Annotated in this window: 40 protein-coding genes; 22 read left to right on the top strand and 18 right to left on the bottom strand. The window is 59.9% G+C overall.

The features are described from left to right. Positions 1 to 223: 223 nt before the first annotated feature. The 7 genes from HTZ84_RS23235 to HTZ84_RS22325 all read left to right on the top strand — a co-directional run bounded on the left by HTZ84_RS23235 (position 224) and on the right by HTZ84_RS22325 (position 3678). On the top strand, positions 224 to 610 hold the full coding sequence (locus HTZ84_RS23235) for an HNH endonuclease (RefSeq protein WP_174682836.1): 387 nt from the start codon (positions 224 to 226) through the stop codon (positions 608 to 610). Between the two features lie 70 nt (positions 611 to 680). Further along, positions 681 to 1523, top strand: a complete 843-nt coding sequence (locus HTZ84_RS22300) for a ParA family protein (protein WP_174682837.1) — start codon at positions 681 to 683, stop codon at positions 1521 to 1523. Next, positions 1520 to 1942, top strand: a complete 423-nt coding sequence (locus HTZ84_RS22305) for a hypothetical protein (RefSeq protein WP_174682838.1) — start codon at positions 1520 to 1522, stop codon at positions 1940 to 1942. Before HTZ84_RS22300 ends, HTZ84_RS22305 begins: the two co-directional genes overlap by 4 nt. Before the next feature lie 126 nt (positions 1943 to 2068). Beyond that, positions 2069 to 2455 (top strand): type IV pilin, encoded by a 387-nt coding sequence (locus HTZ84_RS22310; RefSeq protein WP_174682839.1) that lies wholly within the window; start codon positions 2069 to 2071, stop codon positions 2453 to 2455. A 634-nt stretch (positions 2456 to 3089) separates the two neighbouring features. Continuing rightward, positions 3090 to 3338 carry a hypothetical protein gene (locus HTZ84_RS22315; RefSeq protein ID WP_174682840.1) on the top strand — a complete coding sequence of 83 codons (249 nt, stop codon included), beginning with the start codon at positions 3090 to 3092 and terminating at the stop codon, positions 3336 to 3338. Beyond that, entirely contained in the window at positions 3339 to 3506 is a 168-nt protein-coding gene (locus tag HTZ84_RS22320; protein WP_174682841.1) for a hypothetical protein, read from the top strand. After that, a complete protein-coding gene (locus tag HTZ84_RS22325) occupies positions 3499 to 3678 on the top strand; it encodes a hypothetical protein (RefSeq protein WP_174682842.1) in 180 nt (59 codons plus the stop codon). Before HTZ84_RS22320 ends, HTZ84_RS22325 begins: the two co-directional genes overlap by 8 nt. Before the next feature lie 88 nt (positions 3679 to 3766). Here HTZ84_RS22325 and HTZ84_RS22330 read toward each other — a convergent pair whose 3' ends face one another. From HTZ84_RS22330 to HTZ84_RS22345, 4 genes are read right to left on the bottom strand one after another with little or no spacing between them, the layout of a single operon-like run. Beyond that, positions 3767 to 3952: a hypothetical protein gene (locus HTZ84_RS22330; RefSeq protein WP_217468463.1), complete on the bottom strand. Its 186-nt coding sequence runs from the start codon at positions 3950 to 3952 to the stop codon at positions 3767 to 3769. After that, complete coding sequence (locus HTZ84_RS22335; RefSeq protein WP_174682844.1) at positions 3945 to 4196, bottom strand: hypothetical protein; 252 nt, start codon at positions 4194 to 4196, stop codon at positions 3945 to 3947. Before HTZ84_RS22335 ends, HTZ84_RS22330 begins: the two co-directional genes overlap by 8 nt. After that, complete coding sequence (locus tag HTZ84_RS22340; RefSeq protein WP_174682845.1) at positions 4196 to 4579, bottom strand: hypothetical protein; 384 nt, start codon at positions 4577 to 4579, stop codon at positions 4196 to 4198. The genes HTZ84_RS22335 and HTZ84_RS22340 overlap by 1 nt, the downstream gene beginning before the upstream one ends. After that, a complete protein-coding gene (locus tag HTZ84_RS22345) occupies positions 4580 to 4870 on the bottom strand; it encodes a hypothetical protein (protein WP_174682846.1) in 291 nt (96 codons plus the stop codon). Between the two features lie 191 nt (positions 4871 to 5061). Between HTZ84_RS22345 and HTZ84_RS22350 the strand changes: the two genes are divergently transcribed. The 7 genes from HTZ84_RS22350 (at position 5062) to HTZ84_RS22380 (ending at position 8406) form a co-directional block, all read left to right on the top strand. Beyond that, complete coding sequence (locus HTZ84_RS22350; protein WP_174682847.1) at positions 5062 to 5523, top strand: hypothetical protein; 462 nt, start codon at positions 5062 to 5064, stop codon at positions 5521 to 5523. 41 nt (positions 5524 to 5564) lie between these two features. Beyond that, positions 5565 to 5888 (top strand): hypothetical protein, encoded by a 324-nt coding sequence (locus tag HTZ84_RS22355; protein WP_174682848.1) that lies wholly within the window; start codon positions 5565 to 5567, stop codon positions 5886 to 5888. After that, positions 5885 to 6193, top strand: a complete 309-nt coding sequence (locus tag HTZ84_RS22360) for a hypothetical protein (RefSeq protein WP_174682849.1) — start codon at positions 5885 to 5887, stop codon at positions 6191 to 6193. Before HTZ84_RS22355 ends, HTZ84_RS22360 begins: the two co-directional genes overlap by 4 nt. Before the next feature lie 41 nt (positions 6194 to 6234). Then, positions 6235 to 6552, top strand: a complete 318-nt coding sequence (locus HTZ84_RS22365) for a hypothetical protein (protein ID WP_174682850.1) — start codon at positions 6235 to 6237, stop codon at positions 6550 to 6552. 48 nt (positions 6553 to 6600) lie between these two features. Then, positions 6601 to 7257, top strand: a complete 657-nt coding sequence (locus tag HTZ84_RS22370; protein WP_174682851.1) for a ribonuclease H-like domain-containing protein — start codon at positions 6601 to 6603, stop codon at positions 7255 to 7257. A 47-nt stretch (positions 7258 to 7304) separates the two neighbouring features. Beyond that, positions 7305 to 7934, top strand: a complete 630-nt coding sequence (locus tag HTZ84_RS22375; RefSeq protein WP_174682852.1) for a hypothetical protein — start codon at positions 7305 to 7307, stop codon at positions 7932 to 7934. 193 nt (positions 7935 to 8127) lie between these two features. Continuing rightward, positions 8128 to 8406, top strand: coding sequence for a hypothetical protein (locus tag HTZ84_RS22380; RefSeq protein WP_174682853.1), 279 nt, complete (start codon positions 8128 to 8130; stop codon positions 8404 to 8406). Between the two features lie 9 nt (positions 8407 to 8415). On the opposite strand, the gene HTZ84_RS22385 is transcribed toward HTZ84_RS22380, so the two are convergent. Then, the gene (locus HTZ84_RS22385) at positions 8416 to 8739 is read right to left on the bottom strand and encodes a hypothetical protein (protein ID WP_174682854.1); all 324 of its coding nucleotides are present in this window, start codon (positions 8737 to 8739) and stop codon (positions 8416 to 8418) included. A gap of 101 nt (positions 8740 to 8840) precedes the next feature. Here HTZ84_RS22385 and HTZ84_RS22390 point away from each other — a divergent pair, with 101 nt between their 5' ends. Next, positions 8841 to 9020: a hypothetical protein gene (locus HTZ84_RS22390; protein WP_174682855.1), complete on the top strand. Its 180-nt coding sequence runs from the start codon at positions 8841 to 8843 to the stop codon at positions 9018 to 9020. Positions 9021 to 9245: 225 nt separating this feature from the next. Here HTZ84_RS22390 and HTZ84_RS23150 read toward each other — a convergent pair whose 3' ends face one another. Together HTZ84_RS23150 and HTZ84_RS22400 are read right to left on the bottom strand one after the other, a co-directional pair. Further along, complete coding sequence (locus HTZ84_RS23150; protein ID WP_174682856.1) at positions 9246 to 10910, bottom strand: transposase; 1665 nt, start codon at positions 10908 to 10910, stop codon at positions 9246 to 9248. A 52-nt stretch (positions 10911 to 10962) separates the two neighbouring features. Then, positions 10963 to 11112, bottom strand: coding sequence for a hypothetical protein (locus HTZ84_RS22400; protein ID WP_174682857.1), 150 nt, complete (start codon positions 11110 to 11112; stop codon positions 10963 to 10965). A 120-nt stretch (positions 11113 to 11232) separates the two neighbouring features. On the opposite strand from HTZ84_RS22400, the gene HTZ84_RS22405 reads away from it, so the two are divergent. From HTZ84_RS22405 to HTZ84_RS22420, 4 genes are read left to right on the top strand one after another with little or no spacing between them, the layout of a single operon-like run. Continuing rightward, on the top strand, positions 11233 to 11631 hold the full coding sequence (locus HTZ84_RS22405) for a hypothetical protein (protein ID WP_174682858.1): 399 nt from the start codon (positions 11233 to 11235) through the stop codon (positions 11629 to 11631). Further along, on the top strand, positions 11628 to 11774 hold the full coding sequence (locus HTZ84_RS22410) for a hypothetical protein (RefSeq protein ID WP_174682859.1): 147 nt from the start codon (positions 11628 to 11630) through the stop codon (positions 11772 to 11774). The genes HTZ84_RS22405 and HTZ84_RS22410 overlap by 4 nt, the downstream gene beginning before the upstream one ends. A 1-nt stretch (position 11775) precedes the next feature. Then, positions 11776 to 12144 (top strand): ASCH domain-containing protein, encoded by a 369-nt coding sequence (locus HTZ84_RS22415; protein ID WP_174682860.1) that lies wholly within the window; start codon positions 11776 to 11778, stop codon positions 12142 to 12144. Continuing rightward, complete coding sequence (locus HTZ84_RS22420) at positions 12141 to 12719, top strand: hypothetical protein (RefSeq protein WP_174682861.1); 579 nt, start codon at positions 12141 to 12143, stop codon at positions 12717 to 12719. Before HTZ84_RS22415 ends, HTZ84_RS22420 begins: the two co-directional genes overlap by 4 nt. 432 nt (positions 12720 to 13151) lie before the next feature. On the opposite strand, the gene HTZ84_RS22425 is transcribed toward HTZ84_RS22420, so the two are convergent. The 11 genes from HTZ84_RS22425 to HTZ84_RS22475 form a co-directional block, all read right to left on the bottom strand. After that, a complete protein-coding gene (locus HTZ84_RS22425) occupies positions 13152 to 13622 on the bottom strand; it encodes a hypothetical protein (RefSeq protein WP_174682862.1) in 471 nt (156 codons plus the stop codon). An 84-nt stretch (positions 13623 to 13706) separates the two neighbouring features. After that, positions 13707 to 14285, bottom strand: coding sequence for a hypothetical protein (locus HTZ84_RS22430; RefSeq protein WP_174682863.1), 579 nt, complete (start codon positions 14283 to 14285; stop codon positions 13707 to 13709). After that, positions 14275 to 14709 carry a hypothetical protein gene (locus HTZ84_RS22435; protein WP_174682864.1) on the bottom strand — a complete coding sequence of 145 codons (435 nt, stop codon included), beginning with the start codon at positions 14707 to 14709 and terminating at the stop codon, positions 14275 to 14277. Before HTZ84_RS22435 ends, HTZ84_RS22430 begins: the two co-directional genes overlap by 11 nt. Next, complete coding sequence (locus HTZ84_RS22440; RefSeq protein WP_174682865.1) at positions 14706 to 14894, bottom strand: hypothetical protein; 189 nt, start codon at positions 14892 to 14894, stop codon at positions 14706 to 14708. The genes HTZ84_RS22435 and HTZ84_RS22440 overlap by 4 nt, the downstream gene beginning before the upstream one ends. Positions 14895 to 14926: 32 nt before the next feature. Next, positions 14927 to 15202, bottom strand: coding sequence for a hypothetical protein (locus HTZ84_RS22445; RefSeq protein ID WP_174682866.1), 276 nt, complete (start codon positions 15200 to 15202; stop codon positions 14927 to 14929). Beyond that, entirely contained in the window at positions 15195 to 15368 is a 174-nt protein-coding gene (locus HTZ84_RS22450; protein WP_174682867.1) for a hypothetical protein, read from the bottom strand. Before HTZ84_RS22450 ends, HTZ84_RS22445 begins: the two co-directional genes overlap by 8 nt. Beyond that, positions 15365 to 15541, bottom strand: coding sequence for a hypothetical protein (locus tag HTZ84_RS22455; protein WP_174682868.1), 177 nt, complete (start codon positions 15539 to 15541; stop codon positions 15365 to 15367). The genes HTZ84_RS22450 and HTZ84_RS22455 overlap by 4 nt, the downstream gene beginning before the upstream one ends. Next, complete coding sequence (locus HTZ84_RS22460) at positions 15538 to 15915, bottom strand: hypothetical protein (protein WP_174682869.1); 378 nt, start codon at positions 15913 to 15915, stop codon at positions 15538 to 15540. The genes HTZ84_RS22455 and HTZ84_RS22460 overlap by 4 nt, the downstream gene beginning before the upstream one ends. Then, positions 15908 to 16189 (bottom strand): hypothetical protein, encoded by a 282-nt coding sequence (locus HTZ84_RS22465; RefSeq protein WP_174682870.1) that lies wholly within the window; start codon positions 16187 to 16189, stop codon positions 15908 to 15910. The genes HTZ84_RS22460 and HTZ84_RS22465 overlap by 8 nt, the downstream gene beginning before the upstream one ends. Further along, positions 16186 to 16491 (bottom strand): hypothetical protein, encoded by a 306-nt coding sequence (locus HTZ84_RS22470; RefSeq protein WP_174682871.1) that lies wholly within the window; start codon positions 16489 to 16491, stop codon positions 16186 to 16188. Before HTZ84_RS22470 ends, HTZ84_RS22465 begins: the two co-directional genes overlap by 4 nt. Next, complete coding sequence (locus HTZ84_RS22475; RefSeq protein ID WP_174682872.1) at positions 16488 to 16814, bottom strand: hypothetical protein; 327 nt, start codon at positions 16812 to 16814, stop codon at positions 16488 to 16490. The genes HTZ84_RS22470 and HTZ84_RS22475 overlap by 4 nt, the downstream gene beginning before the upstream one ends. Before the next feature lie 109 nt (positions 16815 to 16923). On the opposite strand from HTZ84_RS22475, the gene HTZ84_RS22480 reads away from it, so the two are divergent. From HTZ84_RS22480 to HTZ84_RS22490, 3 genes are all read left to right on the top strand, one after another. Next, positions 16924 to 17202 (top strand): MarR family transcriptional regulator, encoded by a 279-nt coding sequence (locus tag HTZ84_RS22480; protein WP_174682873.1) that lies wholly within the window; start codon positions 16924 to 16926, stop codon positions 17200 to 17202. Between the two features lie 108 nt (positions 17203 to 17310). Next, positions 17311 to 17826 (top strand): DUF7344 domain-containing protein, encoded by a 516-nt coding sequence (locus HTZ84_RS22485; RefSeq protein WP_174682874.1) that lies wholly within the window; start codon positions 17311 to 17313, stop codon positions 17824 to 17826. A gap of 93 nt (positions 17827 to 17919) precedes the next feature. After that, entirely contained in the window at positions 17920 to 19929 is a 2010-nt protein-coding gene (locus HTZ84_RS22490) for a transposase (protein ID WP_174682875.1), read from the top strand. Positions 19930 to 20208: the final 279 nt, after the last annotated feature.

Genomic DNA, 20208 nt, shown 5'->3' on the forward strand with positions numbered 1-20208 from the left:
CGGCAGCGGGCAAAACCCTTGGCCGCCGCCGGCTAACCGGACGTCGTGGAGGGCTTCGAACATGGGTGTTTGTTGCCCCCTCGACGACGAGCCGTAGTGGCCGGCGGCATATCTCGTGCACTGCCAGCGGCACGCGACCGACGTACTGATTTCTGAACCCCGTTCCCACATCGAGGATTAGGACAATCTATTTGGATATTGTATCCGTATATTGTATCTGTATATGGGATACGCCATCCCCGCACAAACACGACGCGACGTGTACCGACGTGACCGCTACCGCTGTGCCTTCTGTGCAAAGACCCAGCAACAACACCAACGCGAGACGACTGGCGATCGGCGACTACACCTCCACCACATCTGGCCGCGAAACAATGGCGGCTCCAATTCGAGACGGAACCTTATCACACTCTGCCGGAGTTGCCACGCTCAGATCGAAGCCACGGCACAGGCGATCATTCGAAAATATCCAGAAGACGAAGCTCGCTATCGCGTCCGGTGGGTAACGATCAAACGGGTCCGAAACGACCACCCGAACTCAACTCCGTGGACAATGGCAGAACGGGCACACTTCCGGCGGTATGTTGGCGACGATCCGCTGATTGTCTGAATAAGATATATGTATCCCGTATCCGTATCCAGTATCTGTATATGATCGCACCAACTCGAGGAGAGAACCGATGACCGACGAGATACTGTCCGCGGCTACCTACTGCCCGAAAGGCGGCATCGCAAAGACGACGAGTACGGCCCACATGGGCGTCGCGGCCTACCAGGACCACGATCTCGAGACAGTCTTGATCGATCTGGCGGGCACGCAAAACGACCTCGCGACCCAGTTCGGACTCGCCGACGACGTCGCCGACCCGGACGTCCCGGTCTCGATTGTGTTCAGCGACAAGTGGGAACTCCTTCGGGACAGCGCCGACGACCTCGTTGATCGGATGGTCTACGAGACCACGGAGGGCGTCGACCTCATCCCGGCCGATAACGGCCTCGCCGCCGAAGACAACAATCTTGCGAACGTCCCGCGTGAAGATCGATATGACCGGCTCGAGACGTTCATCCACGACGAGATTGCCCCGGAGTACGACCTCGTCTTGTTCGACCTGCCGGGCAAGGAGGACAATATCACGATCAACGGGTTGCACGCTGCCGAGAACGTCGTCGCGCCGCTGAAACCCGGCGCGTTCGAACTCACCCAACTGGAGAATCTCGAGGGCGAACTCGAGACGATCGCCACCGATGGCGACCACGCTGCCAAGCCGCAATTGCAGCTCGTCTTTGCGACGATGGTCGACCGGACGACTAACCTCTCGAGTGAGTTCGTCGACCAACTCGAGACCGATTACCCCGAGATCGCCGGATCGCCCGTCGCCGAATCGGCGAACATCGCCAACGGACAGGCCGACGGCCGGACGCTGTTCGCCTACGAGGACGACGAGTTATACAACACGGGCCAGCGCGCTCGGAAGGCGTACCGCGAACTGACCGACGACCTACTCTCCCGACTCGACCAATGACTGACGACACAGAAACAGACCCGCAAGAATTGATCGACCAGCACAAGAACGAAACCGACGGCGGCCACTCCCAAACAGAGGCCGCGGTCGAAAAGAACGACGACGCCGACGAGACGCCCGAACTCGAGGACGCCGTAGCCGACGCCTACGAAAAGATCGACGAGGGCGACCGCTCCTCGAATCTCACGCTTCGGGACGAAAACCTCGCGGCGCTGTTCCACGGACTCGAGGATGCGAACCAACTCGCCGACGTCGGCGACGCGGCCGCCGAGGAACTCGGCTGGGACCAGGATGATACAGACACGCGGGCCGGTGTCCTTCGGGCGCTGGTTCGGATCGGACTGAAAGAAGTCGACGAGGACGTGATTCAGGCCGGCAAGGACGGTCGCGACCAATTCCACACGTCTGGCGAGTTCTGAATCCGGCGACCGAATCCGAACCACTACTATAGATACTGTATCTGGATACTGGATACAGATATTGGATACTATTATAGTCTTCCAGCGTGACCTATTATTCGGGCGGGGAAACCCGCCCGAAACCAAATGGCAACGAACACCCAACGGGCGATCAGCCCAGTCATCGGCACCGTAGCACTGCTCATTATCACCGTACTACTCGCGGCCACCGTCGCCGGCTTCGTGCTCATGATGGACATGCCCACAGAACCCAGCTTCGAGACCACCGACGAACCCGACGCGCCGACGGCCGACTTCTCGGCTTCGGCCAGCCGGACGGCCACGACCCTCGAGCACGTCGGCGGCGACCGGCTCGACGCGGCCCGCGTGACGATCGTCACCGCCGACGGCACGCAGTCGTGGGGCGACGGGGAGATTCAGGAGGGCGACCGGGTCTCTGTGTCGGGAGACGTGGAGCGCGTCGAATGGAGTGACGGCGAGCGGACGGTCGTGCTCGCTGAGTTCGGGGAATAGTCGGGGAAACGTACTAGGATTTTCACGCATATTAGAAACTATGACAGGACACGATACGACGGACGACGGCAACGAAGACACTCCGTGCGATATCTGTAGCAGCGGACGTAGTCGGTGCCAGGAACAGGTCGATGGGAAGAATCTGGGCCTTTGTGGACCCTGCCGCGAGCTACTCGTGAAGGGTGGCCGCGTCGAGGGCTCGAGAGTGGAGGTGGCCTGATGAGCGAATCCGGTAACGCCTCAGGCGGTACTGAACAGGAGACTTGCACTATCGAAGGGTGCGAAAAGCCGCAACACGGCAAGATGGACAAATGCACGCCGCACTCGGTTGACTCTGCCGCAGGTCGTCCGTTCCGTGACCTACAGACGGAGGACAATCGATGAGCCTACCAGAACAGACCGAACGGTCGGCCCGTATGACGATTCGAGTGAACATCGAAGACTCGGATGCTCGAGTCGACTCGTGTCGGGTAGCCGATTGTGATGTCCCGTTCATCGGGATGACGGCAGAGGACTACGCAGCGCACTTGGTCGATCACCACTCGTTCTACCGCCGGGCGAGTAGAAGGGTGATCCTCAGGTCGGTCTGCGAGGCGATCAACCGGACACAAGACACGGAAACGGAGGGATCGCAATGAGTAGCGACGATACTGAACACGACCCAGAAGAATCGATCAACGGTCTCAACCCCAAGTTCGCCGTTGAGAATCGGATCGATATGTCACTCCAAGCCGTCGCAGACATCCACACGAAGTGGGCATACGTCCGGATGGGCGAGGGTGGAGTGGATGGTCTGCGACAGAAGGCAGAGCATCTTGAGGAGTATGCAGCTGAGTTGCAAGCTGCTATCGACCGTTACGAGGACACGGAGAGTGATCGATAGATGAGCGGTGTTGAGCGCGTTCACGTTGAGGTTGACTTCCCTGTCCCCGAAGAAGCCGAGGAGTTGAATGCAGACGACTACCGCGGAGTTCTGAAAGAGGAGTTTGAGTCGTTCCTCGCCGTTGACGCGGACGTATCAGTCAATTTCCGAGGTGAGGGCGATGAGTGACCTTCTCACCTGCCAGTTCTGCGAGTGCCAGATCACGGAGAACATCGGACTCGAGGACCGTGACAAGAAGCTCCAGAACTACATGGATCACGTCTCGGAGGGGCACCCAGACATGGGGTTCGTCCTTGACGACGAGCGTACACTACGCACGGCTACTGAACGCTCGGACTAGGAAACGGGCGGCGTGCCCGTTAGCCCCGGACACGCCATTTTCTGCCGACTCACTATTACGCGAAAATACTATCGGATAGCGCCGCTGGTCACTCACTCGAGTCGGTCCGCGTTATCTCGAGTTCGCCCTGAATCTGCACGGTCTCGGGGAACGCACCCGCACTGTCGGGCTCACCGACGGCGTCGGCGATCCCGTCGGCGATCTCCTGGTAGGCCAGTACCGAGAGGTCCTGTGCGTCGCTGACGGTCAACTCGAGGTCGATGGTCTCACTCACTCTCGACACCCCGCGGTGCCGCTGGTACCATCTCGTCGATCGACACGTCGACGGCGACTGCCTCCGACCACCCCTCGCCGCTTGCGGGACACCGATGGGCGTGGTTCTTCGCGACCGACTCGGCGATCTCCCGGTTCTCCGCGACCGTCAGCCCCGCTTGCTCGAGGTCGCGTTCGACGACGACGCCACAGTGCTCGCACTCGGCCGTAACGATACCGTCGGGGGATTGGACGACGCCCGCCATTAGCGATCGCCCCCCGTGCCCTGTGGGACGTAGTTGACCTCCCCGACGCGACGCTCGAGCGTGTCGAGTGCGCGGTCGAACGTCGCGAACGAAAAGTCGTGGCTCTTCGGGAAGATCCGAACGAGCGACTCGTTCACCTTGATGTGGAAGAACTCGTTCGTCTCGCTATCGTAGACCTTCGAGGAGAGGTGTCCACCCTCTCGGTACGGGGCGATGAACGTGTACCCGCGTCTGGTAAATGCGTTCTGTAGCCTCGCGGGATCGACGGACTCGCTGGCCTTGTATCCCGCTGGCGTCGAGACCGGAATTTCCGCCCCTGCCCCTGTCTCGACGATTTCGCACTTGGTCTGTTCGTATGCCTCTCGGCGGGAGGTCTCACCCATCTACAGCTCACCCCGCGCAACCTCGAGGTGCACCCTCGAGACCGCCACACTCTCGACGCGCTCGAAGTGCGCGGTCTCGCTGGCGTGCTCGTGCGGGATGACCTCCTGCTCGTAGCCGTGGAACTCGTGGAACCGTTCGACCCGCCCGTCGCCACGAACCTCGTAGTACCACCGCCAGCCAGTCGTCGGATCGTCACACCGAATCACCTGGTCGTCGTCGCAGTCGGCCAGCGGGTCGCGCTGGCGTCGGAGTCGTCCGATCGGTCTTGCCGCCTGTTGGGATTGGCTCATGTCGTAGCTCACCTGATTCCGGCGGCCTCGAGTATGCGAGGTGCCCGAAATCATAGTTGTAAGTTACGCATAACACATAGTTAAGGCTATCCCCGACTACCGGCGGCTTGGGTCGGTGAGAGTTCCGAATCCAGGCGAATCGGTGGTCTGTCAGCGGTGCGTTTTTACCCACCCAGACTGATGTCTCAGATATGAGCAACGACCGCAACCTCGCTGACCGAATCGAGTCGTTCACGGACGGACTATCCTCAATCCCGCCGGAACAACTCGGACACCAGTCGGTTTCGGTTGGCACAACACAGACGCCCGCCGGTGGCCGCTCCTACCAGTCCGCACACGATCCCGATGACGGGCTTGACTACACGCCCGAACGTGACCTCGAGAATCCCGACGCGTGCCCCAACTGTGGATTCGAACCCGACTACCCGGACGCCCACCTCTCCGATGGGCCGGATGAACTACTTGAGAAGCGCGCGGAACTACTGGGCGAACAGCCCGATTCGTTCTGGCAGTCGACGACTACGACCTCGAGCGACGGCACCTACACGCTCCGTATCCAGTGCCCGGACTGTGACGAGACGGTAGCCGAATACACGGGCGAAGCCGACGGCGATATGTTCGTAATTCCCGACGGCGAGCACGACGGCGAGTAGTCGGCGCGACGTTTATCCGGTAGTTCTCCGAACACTCACGTATGGCGACAGACACCGACGGACCGCCGGGCCCACTCTCGGAGTTCGGCGAGACGCGCGTCTCGGAAGCCGCTCGGGAGCGGGCCGAACGGATCGACGCACAGACATCGACGTGGTGCTACTATCTGTCACTCTCGACCGGACTCTGCTCGCTGGTCGCGTGGCTGGCCGCGGTGGTCGGCGTCGTTGCGATCGCCTACGCGTTCCTCTCGAGTGGGACGACGTCCGTCGACTGGTGGAATCCTATCCTGAACGCGGCGATCGGCGCGGCGCTGGCCCGACTCTCTGAGTACTTCGAGAATCCCGACATGGAGGACCTGGTATGAGAACGGACGATGACCGCGGCCAACTCGGAGATCTCTTCGCTCTTGTCGTGGGGTTGGTCGTCTTATACGGCGTGTGGGCGCTCGCCTTCCGGTTCTTCTACCCACCAGAGGAATCGATCGTAGCCGACGGTGTCCTCGCCGTCCGGAGCGTGTTCATCGACGCTCTTGGCCCGTCGCGTGGCGCGGGGGCGTTCCTCGCGACGGTCCTTGTGCTCGCACTATTCCTCAATGTCGTCGTGTTCACCGATTACATCGGTCCGAATATGATCGCGAAGGACGTTCGCGAGCGGACCAGTGACGAGTAGTCGGCGCGACGTTTATCCGGCAGTTCTCCGAACACTCTGGTATGGCGACAGACGACGACACGCCCGGCCTGTTGGACGGGTTCGGCGGTGATCCACTCGCGTCAGAGACTGATTCGGAACCGGTCTACCCAGAAGGGGCGGGCCGACTCACCAATCGCCAAGCGGCGATCGTCGGGTCCACCTCGGTCGGCTGTGTGCTGGTGTCGTTGTGGTTATACACCCACCCGATTACGTCAGACATCGGGTTGTTTGTCCAGTTGACGGCTCTTGCCGTTCTTCTTGCGAGTCTCGGGATGGTACTCTGTGCCGTCTTGCTTATCGTACTCGAGGCACATACCCGACTCACTCGGGAGGAATAAGCCGTAGTCCCCGATACTGTTTTCCTAGTCGAGCGTGACACTCAATGTATGCAATACGACCGCGACGACGCCGGCTACGATCGACTCGCGACGTTCGACATCGAGACGACCCACTACAAAGCCTCGGAGGGCGAGACGGTCTCGGTCGGCGTGGCGATCCACGATCGGGCGACCGACGAGCTGACCTACGAACCGTTCCACCGCGAGAGTGCCGACGACGAAGCGGAGATCATCACCGACGCGCTCGCGTTCGTTGAATCCTGTGGCGCCGACGCCGTGGTCTCGTACAACGGCATCGAGTTCGATCTCGACTTTCTGACCGACCGGCTGTATCGCCTCGGTGCCGACAACGCCGTCGCCGACGCCGACCTCGAGCCCCACATCGACGTGTTCGCCGACCGCAAGGCCGTCTGTGACCGGACGGGAAAGAAGTGGCCGAAACTCGAGGAGTGTCTCGCCAGTTACGACTATCCCGAACCCGTCACCGAGTGGGGCGGCGCTCCCGTGACGAACACGCGCTTCGGGGAGGAACTCGGGCCGACGTATCTCGAGGCGGTCGCCGACGGCGGCGATCGGGCCGACGAACTGCTCGAGGTCATCGACCACTACCTGGTGACGGACCTGGAGGCGAATCTGGCGATCTACCACGCCGACTGTGGGGTCGACTTTGCGCCGGAGTGGCTGGGCGATCGGAAAGAGTTCTGAGCTTGCCCAGCGAGGGATTTAAGATATCTGAACGAAAGCGACCAGCCATGCCAATCCGAAACGCAATCGCATCCCTCGGCGGGTGGGTCCGCGGTCTCTTCGAAGCGACCGCCGAGTACGACGAGACGTATCTCGAGTATCTGGACTACAAGTACATCCAGACGCCACCAAACCGGGACGACGGGAACTGCCGGTGTAACATCTGCGGGGCGCTGTTCGACGATATACAAGAAACGATCGACCATGTCGGCGGCCACAACGGGACCGGAAGAGGTGAAATCGATCCGTTCGAAGGCTGGGGTATGCCGTCGCCGTTATCCGGCCGCGATGAGGCGCCGGACCCGGTCGCATCTGCGGTCGCCGAGGAGACGGCTGCCAGCCCTGGCCACATGGTGGAGCCGCCGTCGGGAGGGCCACCACTTCCCGATTTTGACCTCCCCGACGAGTGTCCACGGTGTGGATTCGAACCGGACGACCCAGCCGGCCGACTGATCGACGAGCAATCGCTCGAGGTCCAGTCCGAGCTACTCGATACAGATCCTGATTCACACTGGCGGCTGGCCACCGAGACATCGGACGACGATACGTCCCGATTCGCCGTCCGCTGCCCCGGGTGCAGTCTCGAGGTCGTGACTGGTCCGACCGGCGTTGAGCCTGGAACTGTGCCCGGCGCGTAGGCGATACGCTGGTTCCCCCGCGTCGGAGACTATCACTCTCTGCAACCAGTCCGAAATCCTATTTCTTACTCTGGTGGCGTTCTACACGGCCGGTTGCGACCCGGTCGACAGGGCAGACACGGACTGCACTGCTCTACTCTCATCCGCTTTCCTGCCCGATGGACTGATTCGACTCGAGTACCACTACTCGCGCATGTCCCAGTCCCGAACCCAACGCTTCCGTGGCCGATCGCCGCCCGACCGCGAGCCCGACTGGCAGGTCTCGACGGTGGCCCGGCGGACGACCAACGATTCCGGATCAAAGGTCTGTGCCGTCACCGGCGCGACCGTCTCGCTCGACGAGCCCCACTACTACGCGACGTTGCGCAAGCCATCGGTCGGTCGCCACCAGCCGCCGGAGTACGACCATCTAGTGGTCGCCGACGGCGCGCTCGGCGAGCTGGACGCGTGGCTCGAGGGAAGAAAAGAATAGAGGCGCCAGTTAGAAGCCGAGTTGTTCCCCAATCCGATTTTCGGCCGCCTTTCCGTACATCTGCTCCCAACTTTCGAACGTCGTTCGCTCGGCGATGTACACGTCGAACTCGTCGTCGGGGATTTCGAGGAAATCGTCTTCCGATTCGACGTCCCACTGACTTTCCTCGAGTAGTTCACCGAACGATTCGAAGTCGGTGTATTTCTGCATGAATCCGGTCGTGAACAACCCATCGAACGAAATCTTGTTTTCACCCTCGAGTTCTTCGCCACCCTCTTTCATTCCCTCGAGTCGATCCTGCAATTCGTCGAACCCGTCCGTTTCGAACGACATAATTCAATTATGGACCGTTGGCGGATAAGGATTTTCTAAACACGGCGAAAGTGAAAGTGGAACCCGACGATTTATCAGGGAAGCCGCGGCCAACGACGGCGATGCACTCCCGAACACTACAGGAAGACCTCCTGGTCATCGAGGCGCTGGTCGACTACCACTGGCGACGGAAAGAGAAACAGTCCGAACGGGCGGCTCGCGCGTGGGTACTCGCTCACGAGATCGCCGCGAGTCACGGACTCGAGGTCGTGGATGCGCTGGCCCAGCGAGATGAAGTGTGAGACACCGGGAAAATATATACTAAGGAAATGAAAATAGAAGTATGAAGTACGTTGAAGTTTGAACGAGCAGAGGCCAGTTTCGACCCCTTCTGACGCCGACTCACCGTGCCGATCACCGCCGACTGTGACCGGCGAAGCGACTACTTACCACATCGTGGACAAGAAACAGCAAGGTAGAACAGCGCCGCCGCTCCCGAGCTGGCGAACCGAGGAGGGAATCAGGCGCTACCCGAACTCGATCTGGACGATGTCCTTGATGAACTGCCGGAGCGTCACCGGCGGCCGGTCACGCGGCGCGTGGTTCGGGTAGTCCATCCGGAGGAACGCTCGCGTGAGCATCCAGCCGTTGTACAGGACCGTCGTGAGCCAGAAGAGGAACACGCGGACGCCGTGGTCGCGGGACTGCGTCTTCCCGAGCAGCGCCCGCTTCTTGTCCGCGTACGAGTTCTCAACGCGCCAGCGCATCTTGTACCGGCGGACGGTCTTCTCGGCGCTCATCTCGTCCTGCGTCGTCGCGTACGGGCGGCGACACTCCCACATCTCCTTCGGGATGTCCTCGACGTCCGGGATGTGCGTCTCGGAGTCGCCGTACTCGTCGAACGTGTGCTGGTTGTTCTCGATCTCCCGCTGGAGCGTCTCCTCGTCGGCGTTGTCCCAATCGGGCTCGGCGACGACGCGAACCGGGACGTTCAGGTTATTCTCCGAGGACTTCAGCCGGTAATTGTCGAAGTCGTCGTACTCGCCGGTCATCGACGCGAGGACGCCCTGTATACGCTCGCCACGCCGCTTCAGTCGCGTCGTGCACGTGATGTTCTCGTTCTTCAGGAACTGGACGATGCGGGCCGTAGCGAAGTCCGAGTCCAACGAGAGGGACTTTAGCGAGCAGTGCTCCTGCGCTTGCCCGACGAGATCCTTCACGAGGTCGTAGGGCTTCATCTCGGGCGTGTACGATGTCACGGCGACGGCGAGGTCCTTGTCGTGCTCCTGGTCGTGGGCGACGAGCGTGGCGAAGTGGAAGCCGTGCATCGTCCCGCGCTTGTTCGCGTTCCCGCGCGCCTTGTCGGGGCGGTCGCTGTTCTGCGGGTAGAACGGGATGATCGTGATGTCAAGATAGCCCTCAACGGGCCGGTCGAGCATCCCCGCGCCCTTCGCGGCGTTCAGGACGCGGTCGTTGATGGTCTCGAAGGCGTCCTGCCACTCGCTCCCGCTCCGGTTCTTGATGGCGTTCATCACCGTCTTCAGCGCCGGGTCGTGGCCGTTCTCTTCGAGGACAGCGTTGAACTCGGCGCGTTCGCGGCTGGCGTCCAGGCCGACGTCCAAAATCTCGCCGGCGTCGTAGGACGTGTTCGGGCCGCGGTCGAAGTCGGTCGTCCCGAGCATGATGTCTCGGACGTGCTCGATGCTCTCGGCGATCTCGCCGTCAGGGATCTCCGGCAGCGGTTCGTCGTGGTCTGGTTCGTCGCCCGGGAGGAACGGTTCGACTTCGGCGACGCCGAGCTTCCGCAGCTCGTCCTGAATCCACGTACAGTATTCGCGGAGGAACGCCCGCGTCCCCTCGGAGAACTGCTTGTTCCACGACCGCGAGAACGAGGTGTGGTCAAGCACGCCGTCGAGTCCGAGGTAGTGACGGACTCGCGGGCTATTCTTGAGGTGAAGTTCGAGTTCGTGGTATGAGCGTCCGGTCAGCAGGCGGTAGACGTGCGCCTGCGCGACGGTCTGCGCGTGTTCGTCGCCACGGCCCTCGTACTGGTCCTCTTCGCGGACTATCGGGCCGCTGTGCTTGTCGATGATACCGGCGAGAATTAGTTCTCCGTCGGTCCCGTCGCCTCTCGGCGGCTTGGTGGGCCGCTCGTCGTAGGCTGACTCGATGACGGGGACCGATCCTGACACAACCGGCTACTAATCATTTATACTTTATATACTTGCCCCCGCGAGAGAATGTTCAGTCTTCGTCCTCGGGTTCTTGGACGCGGCCCTCGGTGTCGGCCTCGATTAGTTCGATAATCCGTTGTTCAAGGCTCTTACTTCGGGGGACGGTGTCCTTCCAGTCCTCCCATTTGTCGTCGTCTATCTGGAACTGGTATTTGGTCATGTCCTCCCCTTCCGCGGTTTGGCTCATTAGTGTACCTAAGTAGGACTCGGTGTCACTTAGTTCTACTTACCAAGGGTTGCTTAGTCTTAGTAAGTAGAACTAAGTGGTTGGGAACGGTAGATGAAGATGCACATGGCACCAAGCGGAACCATCATCGATGGAGACGATGGCCGGGTTCACGTAGAGTTCACAGAGGAGATGTCGGACGGCACGACGCTGACGGTCACCGGTTGGCCCGAAGCTGCGGAAGACCTCGACCTGCTCGGACCCGGCCCCAAAGAAGCGAACGGCATCGAGGTGGTGGAAGAAGAGCCTCGGTATTACGACGAAGAAGAACAAGAACACGTAGCAGGATACACGAAGGTCGTTCTGGCTTTCGACGATGAAGAGACGCTGGAGTGGGCTTCTGACCGCCTCTACGACAAGGCGACGGAGCGATTTGAGTGGGGGATGGACGACGCAAGTGATGTTCAGGACTTCGCTGGTTCGATCCCCCACCCAACGGAGGTCACGGCATGAGCGACCCTGATGCGTCAGTCGCCAACGCACGAGCGATGATCAGCGATTTCGAGGACATCAGTGTAGAGGAAAAATACGGGGCAATCAAGCACGCGATTGCCGAGCTGGAGAACGCTCGGCGCGCACTCCCGGAGGACTACTGAGATGCTGTTCAAGGATTACCACATCCCGATGATTCGGTCGGGGTCGAAGACCGTCACACGCCGTGAGTGGGACGAGAACTACGGCCGACCGAACGTCGGGTCGGTGCAGATCGCGTCCGACGAGATGTTCACCAGCGACGAGGAGGCAGACTGCTACATCCGCATCCTCGACGTCTACGACCAGCCCCTCGGCGAGATGACCGACGAGGACGCCCGGAAGGAGGGTGACTACGAGGACATGGACGAGTTCCGTGAGGGTTACGCGAAGGTCTACGGCGAGGATGCGTGGGACCCGGAGAAGGTCGTCGCCGTTGTAGAGTTCGAGTACGTCGGCCGGGAGCGGCCTACTGAGGAGGAGATGGTAGCATGAGCGCAATCAATACATGCCCCAACTGTGGTGAGAAGGACGACCTCGTTGCTGGCGACGACTACGACGGAGGGTCCTTCGGCGCTGACGACACGGTCTGTCTTGGTTGTGATCGTGTTTTCGACGCGAACGGCGAGTGGTGCGGTGGGGTGAACTCGGAAGTTGCAGAAGAGCTCCATTCGACGTTCATGGACGCCCTGAGTAGCGCGGTTGCGCTTGACCCGGCCGAAGAGATCGACGAGGACACAGCGGCATCGACGATGGAGTTCTTCCGGTACGCGCATGGCGGTACGATGCTCCGGCAGGACCGATTAGAGGATGTCGTGGAATACTGGCTCCTCCACTACTACCACTCGCAGAAGGGGATGAAGGTGTTCGAGGTTGACTACACGCCGGATGCGAACGAGGCGGTAGTTCGGACGCGAGACGATGAAATCACGGTCCCCCACCCGAAGGAGACAGTCGTGAACTACGCCTCCAAGGTCGTCTACGGCGACGACGAGAACCTGGACGAGGACATTCGGAAGGCACGCATCGAGTACGACTTCGCAGCAGAGCCAGAGCAACTGAAGCAGTAACCTACCAGAAAACCAAAAGATGAGATACAACAAATGCTTTCGACGAGAGTCGTTCGTCAAATAACCACTTCAACGTACAGTATGACAGACGATACAATCGGTGTGTTGGTTTCCATCGCCTCCGTGTACTTACTGTTTGACTTCTTTCTCTGGAACGGGGGGCTGCTAAACCCTGCAATACTCCCCCGAATGGCCGGGGTTCTGTATTAAGACTGTATGGTCAGAATGGTCGAACAGCCCCGTTAGCTCTTGAGGTTGCTATTTTCGGACGGCTCGCTTCTCGAGTCGATTGTTGAGGTGGCGCCGGTACCTGTCCGAGAGACGCCACATCTAACCGCAAGTTCCTAACGATTCTACACGCTTTGTTTCAGGACACACCAACGAGTACTAGCCGGTCAGACTGAGCGGTGGGAAGGCACTTCTACCAGATCGCTAGAAGGAATCGAGGTTCATCTGTCCTTGCCCGATCCCCTTGACTCCAGAGGCTCGGAACGACCGCGGCGACACGATCTCTTCGGACTCGAGGCACTCGGTGAGCCACGCGGCGCGCTGGCCGTTCCCGTCCAGGTGTTGGTACGGATAGCGGAGTGTGCAGTCGAGGCGATCGAGAACGATCTTCATCGACCGGCGGAAGAGGTCGCCGGTTTCCTCCCGGAGGAGGGCCGGGTCGGCGAGCACCCAGATCGTGCCGCCGTCCCACTCGAGGTCGCGTCGGCCAACGTCGATCGTGGTCACGAGCTCTCCGAGGGAGACGTCGTCCAGGGGCGTCGCGTCGGCGCCGGGAGGAACCATTCCTTCGGCGCCGAGCTGGCGCCACTCGTAGGCGAGTTCGGTGCACCATTCGCGCTCGCGTGCGTGGAGGCTCGAGTCCTCCGCAGCGGCGAGGAGAGCGTATGTCGTCACTTCCAAAACGTATCTATCAGTGCCGCTGACTTACGCATTCGCGCCAAAATACAAGTGGTACGCGCTATCGGGATCTCTGGCGGGTCAGTAGTAGCCGCCCGCGTACCCGAAGGCATGGCTACAGTCCTCGCAGCGGAACGTCGGCTTCGCTGGAACAGTGCTGATTTCCGTGCTACCGCATTCAGGACACGGCGGGTTCTCGTCGTTCTCCCGGGCCTCGTGGTACGCATCCCAATCGACATTGGTGCTCTTCACAGTGCTTCTACAGCCTTCCTTTGGACACACGAATGCACGTGCTCGACCACCGTGCTGTCTCTTAGTCGGAGAAACGTAGCCATGTCTTGGACACAGCCAATCCCGTTCCTCTTCAAGATGGTATCTCCACTCCTGATCCGGTTCCTCGTGGATGTGATTTACGTCAGTCGTCCATTGATCCTCTTCTACCTCGAATGAGCGGCTGTTACACCACCAGCAGACGTAGTACCCCTTCCGCCCGAGGTCTCGGTATTCTGTCTTCGGACGGCTACAGCTCTCGCACGGTTCGAGGAAGGTGTGCTCTTTGACGTTGTTGACGATGTAGCGGTGCCCATCGTCAGTGTATTCATATTCTGGCCCGACGCACTCGTAACACTCACACGTCTGAACAGCTCCATCACTGCTCATCTCGAGCTCCCCTCGTGTCTACAGAGCGGTCGATTTTCTCGAGTTCGGCTGAATCTCGCTGCGGCTTCCCGTCGAACGTTTCGTAACGAAGTTCCCACGTCTCTGTACCGATCTGTTCGAGAACCGGCTCACGGGTCATGACGTGAAAACTGAGAGTGCGGCGATTGTACGAGATGTACGGGTCGCCACTCGAGAGGCTCCACTGAAGATCCGTCTCCACGTTGAACGTGACCGAATCCGAACCTCGGCTATAGACGTTATAAGCCTCGAACGTCTCCGTATCGCCGTTCTGGAACGTCGCAGTAACCTCATGGACGTCGAGTTCCTTCGTCACCGTCTCCTCCGCGACTTCCGGCTCTGGCTCCGGTTCCGGCTCCGGTGCACTCTTTCCTCGGCCAAGGAGTGTGCTTAGGAGGTTACTCATGTTCCCACCTCTGCCGTTTCCTGCTCACAGCTCGGGCAGGTGTAGATCCACGACTCTCCGGCGCTCGGCCCACCGTGGAGGTGGCGAACGTCCCATCCCTCGTGGTCGAACTCGTATCCGCACTCGGGGCACGGTTCGCCGTCCTCGAGCGGTCGGCGGGTCGGCCCCCAGTCGATCTCGTCCATGTCTGGCACTAATCGCTCAGTACCGCCGCTACTCATTTCGAACCCCCCGTTTCCGTGCCGAGTGAGCGAGCGAACTGGTCGGGTGAAATGCCCCAATCTACCCGCCCGGTGCAGATTTTCCGCATATCTTCGAACGACTCGTACACTGATTGGTGATACCCGTCAAGCTGTTCTTCGTCGTCTGGTACGCTCTGTTTGTCCCATTCGAGGATCGTGAGCCCCGATGGGAACGTGAACCCCCACGCCTCGAATCCCTCCTCGCCAACGTAGTAGAAGGGGCCAACACGCTCCGTTCCGTCGCTACTCATCTCGATCAACCCCCGCGCCTGTTGAGCGAACTTCGACGGAGACCGAAACCTCGTACTCTCGACCGCAGTAGCGGCATACGAGTGTCCCGTCTACTCGATCAGGGAGCTTCGGGTCGTGGCCGTTCGAACACCAGAGCGACGTATCGGTCTGGTAGCTGTCGTTCATCTACAACCTCCCGCGTGTTCCGGGCAGACCGGCACCATCTTTGGGTAGTACTCGTCTTCTTTCGACAGGTCGAAGCCATCGACGACAGTGGGTTCCCACGTCTGACCGCAGAAGTGACACACTGCGTACTCGGCGTTCGGGTCAACGAACGCCGGTCGTTCAGCCCCGCTCATCGTTGCTCACCTTCCGTGTGCAGTGAACGCCCGCCATCCGCCGCGATCGCGTTCGAGACATTGAACGTATCCTCGACGCGCTGGCAATTGTTGTGAGTGTCGCCCGAGCCGTGGATCGACTCAGTCAACTTCTCGCTGTAGCGGGCTGACGACGTAGTGTTGTAGAGGCCCTCGCTCTCCGGCCAGAACATCACCAGCGCGAAGTCCTTGTACTCGTCGTCCCGGTCGATCCATCCGAACACCGTAACGCACTGCGAGCCGTTCCAGTCGCCGACCGTGAACCGATCCCACTCGACGAACCGGGCGGCTCGGAGTTTGCTCTCGATCCATCGGCGGTTTTCGATCTGTTCAGTACCGTCTGTCTTGTTACTCAATTCCGACCACCTCGATTGTCGTGATCATGTCAGCACCGCCGTTCTCTCTGCGGATTTCCGGCCCCATCCGACGGCAGTAGCTCACTCGGTAGATTACACCGCCGGACTCGAGTTCGATGTACGCCTCTTTCCGGTCGTGGTAGCCGACCTTGAGTTCGGGCGTCGAAGCCTGAGACGGGTCGCTGGCGTTGAATCGAACCAACACACCCGGCTCGAGTGACCGAAGAATCGAGTCGTAAGCTCCGCAGTCCTCCGGGTGTTCCATACCGCTCATACAGACGCCACCTCGCTTGGATCGATGTGGTCAAACCAGTGCGCCAACGCGAGTTTTCCAGACGCGGTATTGAGCCACTCGTTCACTTCGTCACTTGTCCGGGGATGGTCAAGTTCGATGATAGCGACGGCGTCACCGATCTTGACGAAGCCCTCCGTCTCCTCGCACAGTCTGTGCCAGTTCGGTTGGTGACCATCCATGATAACTCGCTTACCGGGCTCTCTGCCGAACCTCTCCGCAGTCTCGTTGAACTCAAGGACAGAGACGTAGTCGTACGTCTCTTCACGTTCAGTGTCGCTCATCTATCGACACCCTCCGCCTCTACATAGCGATCCTGCTGCATATCCGCGAACCAGCCACAGTCTTCGTGTGGGCATCGCTCGGGAAGTTCCGACGGCGGCCCGTAGGCGACGTGTCCACACTGATACTGGCGGTTGATCGACGCCTGTTCAGGGTGGTCGGCAGCGATGTTCAGAACGTAGTCTCCGGGGCCGCCTTCTTCGTGGCAGACGACGTGTTTGAACCGTTCGTCGGGTGTTTTGTAGTAGTTCGGCGAGGTCGTGTCGATCGGCCCGCTGCACTCCTCGCAGCAGTCAGTACCGAATTTCGATTTCACGTCTCCCATATCAAATAGCCACTATCTCCAACGCCATATACTTTGCTGATAGCAAAGTCAATAGCCTTGCTATCACAAAGCTACTTGTATCGGGAACGCGTTAGCTATTAGAAACTCCATGAGCAAACAGCAACACGTGCCGTTGGAAGCCGACGATCTCGACAGCTTAGACCGTGCGATTCTCGACTACTTACAAGAAGGACGCGATGAGGGCGAACCGTGGGGTATCGCCACGCCTGCGGTCGTTCGTGCTGCTCTCGAGGACGGCGACTTCGGGGATGTCCCTGTTCGCCAAACAATCAACAACCGTATGCGGAAGCTCGAGTTAGCCGGCCACCTCCGGAACCGACACGACAAGGGCGAATACGTCTTCGTCTCCGATCCACGTGACGATTGATATAACTCTCACTGATCCCTACCTTTTTACATTCCGTTCGAGAATCGAGAGTTAGCACGACCGTCGAAAACCCTCCGGCTGGAACCGGAGAGCGTCGTGCTGCCCACAATGACAGCACTCGAACCTAACGAAACCGGGATGCAAAACTCTGCTGCTGCGCAGAGTCAGCCACCGGAACAGACAACAGTATTGTCTCTTCAGAAGATCAACTCTCTCCTCGAGCGCATATTCGGCGGCCTGAGTCCGTCGGCTTCGGAGACGAACGACCCCAACGAACTCGATCCTCGAGTCCACCTGAGTGTGGACACCGCGATCGACCTGCTTTCGAACCGTCGTCGTCGGGAAATCATCCTCCAGATACAAGCTCTCGCACCGAGTGAGTGCTTGACCGTGGATGCTCTCGCTCACCTCCTCGGCGCGATGGAAGAGGACTGTAATCCGGATGAGGTCTCGGAAGAAAAGCTCTCGAGCATCACGACCAGCCTCGTTCATCGGCACCTCAGTACACTGGACGGCCACGACGTCGTCGAATACGACCGCGATGCCCAGACCGTTCGGTGCGGCAAATCAGTTAGTGGTCTCTGCTACCTGATCGCCACGATCTCGGCGAGGTGCGGCGAGTAGGCGCGGGCGCGTCCCACTTAAATTTTGGTCGGAAAGCGTTTAAGTCACCCTTGCTGACTAGTCGGCTAGGTGCCCACGCTAGCCGGAGACCATGTGTCTACGCTCATCGATTCCGTCGATGTTGATAGCTGCAAGTTCAGCTATACCGAGACGCAGGTAGACGGCACTGAAACTCGCCACGTCCACACGACGGACGACTATGCTGAGCCGTCCGACCCGATCGGCGTGGCGAACCAGGTCACAACGCAGCTCGAGGACGGCGAGACGCTCCTCGATGCTGTCCGGCAGACGCAACTGTACCAGGAGTTCGACGACCCGTACTGGAACGACCACCCGAAGGTCTACGACTTCCAGACCATGCTTCGGACGTTCCTGTACGCTGAACTCCGTGGGTTCGCCCACCGCTCACATATCTCCGAGTTCCTCGACGACAACACGAACACCGCTCTCGACCTCGGATTCGAGTTCGAAGACGGTACACTCGAGGTTCGAACCCCACACCAGACCGTCGTCAACGAGTGCTGGAACGACCGGTTCAACGGCGACGTTCAGGAGTACATCACGGAGACTGTTTCACACGTACACGCGTGGGCGCTCGAGAACCGGAAGCTGCTCGAGGCGTCTGAACTGGAGGTGCCCAACGAAGACGACGAGGACGACGACCTGTCGAAGGACGAAATCCGGCGCATCATGAACGAACTGATGCGCCATATCTGTCCGAACCTCTCGTTCGACCGGGACGAAACCAGCATCCACAGCGACAACATCTTCTTCGAGGTGCTGGCCCACTGTGCCTTCTCTGGCAGCAGCGTCTACGGCGGTGGCGAGACCTTCGAGTGGATGAAGATCTCGGACGATGCGCCGCCGTCGGGGCGGACGTTCCACGACCACATCAAGGATCTCTCGCTCGGCGAGCAAATCGAGATGTTCGACAACGTCGTCGAGAGCCAGATCGAAACAGCCCGGGATATGGGGCTGTACGAGAAGGCCGTCCCGCTCGCAATCGACACGACGACGGTCAAGAGCGACGCGTTTGGCAAGCGCGTCACGTTCAAATCGATTGCCGACCCAGAAGACAGCGACTGGAGCAAGTCGAAACGTCGTGAAACGTACGCGGCGATCGAGAAGTGGGGCCTCGAGTGTCTTGTTGGTGAAGACCCAGAGGACATCCGCAACGCCGACTTCGACGACCAGGAGAAACGCGAGGCTGCCAAGTCCATCCCGGCAGTCGTTCGCTACGTCCGCGGTACGAAGTCCGGGGACGAGTTCCTCTACGCCTGGGAATTCGCAGCCGCGTGCATCGCGCACCCGGTCTGTCCGCAGTTCATCGGTATGAAGCCACTGGGCGGGAAGGCCGAGTTCGAGAACCACGTCCGTGAGTTCGTCGAGCGAGCGCAGGAACTTGTGCCAATCTCCGACGTCTACATGGACGCCGCGTACGCACAGGTGCCGGTGTTCCAGAGCTTCCACTACGGCAACCAGTTCCGGACGAACGACACGATGAACATGCCGTACGTGATGAACATCACGGAGAACGACCGCGTCGAGGACGCCGCCCTCAAGGAGAACCCCGGGGGCGGCAAATTCGTCACAAGGATGGACGAGAACGACGACGATATCACGATCATCAACGAGTTCCGCCAGTACTCGCAGGAACACGGCTACGGAACAACGTCACTTGTTGCGCTGCCGAAGCGCGGCGTAGACGAGGTCGAAGACCCCATCACAGACCGCGTTGCCTTCTGTACGAACCGGACGGACTTCGACGCGGCCAACGCACGGACACTTCTCCAGGGGCCAGACCCTTCGATGTGCGAAAGCGAGGCTGCGAAACGGCAGGCACGCCTCGATCGCGGCTACGGGAACCGCTGGGTGATCGAGAACGGCTTCCAGAAGGTCAAGGACTTCCTCGCGTTCACGAAGTCCGGCCACCCCGGTGTTCGGCTCTTCTACATGCTCTACGCGTCGATCATGTTCAACTGCTGGATGCTCGTTGATCGCACGATCAAGGAGCGGAAGGGCATCAAGTACGAGTCCGAGCCCCAGCTGAAGGCCAAGGTCTTCGCCGTGATCGTGGCGAACTACCTCCGCCCGATCGGGTAGCGCTCTCCTTTCCTCTCGAAGCCCGCTGACCGGCTAGTGCCGACTCTATCCGTCGTCCACTCCTTTTAGTTCGTTTCCTACCGATCCCTCTCGTAACCGATACTTCTGAAAGAGGCGTTTTCTCGGCCTTTTGTTACCGATTGGTTTCTGTTGGAACGATGTTACAGACCGCGGTTAGAATCGCCGTCTCTCGGATAGGTAGCGCCGGCAAATCGTATCGTACTATGTGGTTTATCAAACCCGATTCTGTACGCTCGGGTACCCAAGACCGCTGCAAAC

Origin of the sequence: Haloterrigena gelatinilytica (assembly GCF_013342145.1) — an archaeon.
Classification (GTDB): Archaea; Halobacteriota; Halobacteria; order Halobacteriales; family Natrialbaceae; genus Haloterrigena; species Haloterrigena gelatinilytica.